The organism is Kitasatospora sp. NPDC054939 (assembly GCF_053610105.1).
Genome location: NZ_JBSGXP010000309.1, coordinates 1 through 1,610, shown reverse-complemented (window position 1 = coordinate 1,610; position 1,610 = coordinate 1). Strand labels below are relative to the sequence as shown.

The following is a 1,610-nucleotide window of genomic DNA, read 5'->3' as shown; positions in this document are numbered from 1 at the left end:
GATTACTACAGATCAATACAAAGAAGTAACGGGAAAAGATTACCCGACTCCCAGCGACGCCCCTTCTGGGGAAACTAGCGAACCTGCTGGGGCTAAATAAAGAAGGATAAACGCTTAATAGGCGTTTTTTATTTTTGCCTCTAAGGAGGTGATAACAAGAAATGGAGGAGACAACGGTGTTTATTAATTTTGAAACATTGGATTTAGCGAGAGTTTATCTGTTTGGGGGTGTGAAGTACCTTGATTTACTGCTAGTTCTCAGCATTATCGACGTAATAACAGGTGTGATCAAGGCATGGAAATTTAAGAAGCTGCGGAGCCGAAGCGCTTGGTTTGGTTATGTCCGGAAAATGCTCAGTTTTCTGGTGGTCATTGTGGCAAATATCGTAGATACAATCCTCAATCTGAACGGTGTCCTGACATTCGGAACCGTTCTTTTTTATATCGCCAATGAGGGGCTTTCCATTACGGAGAACCTTGCACAGATCGGCGTTAAGATTCCGGCTGCCATTACTGACCGACTTCACGTAATCGAAAATGACAACGAACAAACAAATGAAAAGGATGAACAGGCTGCTGGATAACCCGGCGGCTTTTTTTATATCAAAAATAAAGGAGAGAACAACACTTATGACAATCACAGTGAAAAAGAATCTTGTATCAGAAGCTAAATACACTTTGAAATGCCCTAATCACATGGACGCTGAATACATCACCATCCACAATACAGCGAATGATGCGTCAGCTGCCAATGAGATCAGCTACATGATCGGAAATACTAGCTCGACAAGCTTTCATTTTGCAGTCGATGACAAAGAGGTTATTCAAGGGCTTCCGTTAAATCGTAACGCATGGCACACAGGAGACGGCACAAACGGCACCGGGAACCGTAAATCTATCGGTGTTGAAATCTGCTACAGCAAGTCAGGGGGACCTAAATATAAGGCGGCGGAAAAGTTGGCAATCAAGTTTGTGGCGCAGCTGCTCAAAGAGCGCGGCTGGGGTATTGATCGTGTCCGCAAGCATCAAGACTGGAACGGCAAGTATTGCCCGCACCGTATTTTGTCAGAGGGAAGATGGGACGAGGTTAAAGCTGCCATTGAAGCAGAATTGAAGGCTTTGGGCGGGAAAACAACTTCTAAACCGTCATCATCTGCGCCTAAAGCTTCTGGGGGCACTTACACAGTCAAAAAAGGCGATACTCTTTCCGTAATTGCAAAAGAACATGGGGTGAGTGTGGCAACCCTGCAAAGCTTGAACGGTATTAAGAACCCAAACTTGATCAAGGTCGGCCAAGTATTAAAGCTGACTGGATCAAGCTCTTCTAACGCTAAACCAAGTAGCAAAAAAACGTCCTATGCGCTGCCTTCCGGAGTTATTAAATTGACAAGTCCGATGACGAAAGGAACGAATGTCAGACAAGTTCAAAATGCTCTGGCTGCTCTTTATTTCTACCCGGATAAAGGGGCGAAAAATAACGGCATTGATGGCGTTTATGGCCCGAAAACAGCAAATGCAGTAGAAAGATTCCAAAAGATGAACGGATTGACACCTGACGGTATCTACGGTCCGAAAACTAAGGCGAAACTCGAAGGTTTACTATAATAAAA

2 protein-coding genes are annotated in these 1,610 nt (G+C 44.3%); both read left to right on the top strand.

Going from position 1 to position 1,610, the window contains the following annotated elements:
• Nucleotides 1-161: 161 nt before the first annotated feature.
• Entirely contained in the window at nt 162-584 is a 423-nt protein-coding gene (locus ACWGB8_RS38520) for a phage holin family protein (RefSeq protein ID WP_452218308.1), read from the top strand.
• A complete protein-coding gene (locus ACWGB8_RS38515) occupies nt 565-1,605 on the top strand; it encodes an N-acetylmuramoyl-L-alanine amidase (protein ID WP_452218307.1) in 1,041 nt (346 codons plus the stop codon). The genes ACWGB8_RS38520 and ACWGB8_RS38515 overlap by 20 nt, the downstream gene beginning before the upstream one ends.
• Nucleotides 1,606-1,610: the final 5 nt, after the last annotated feature.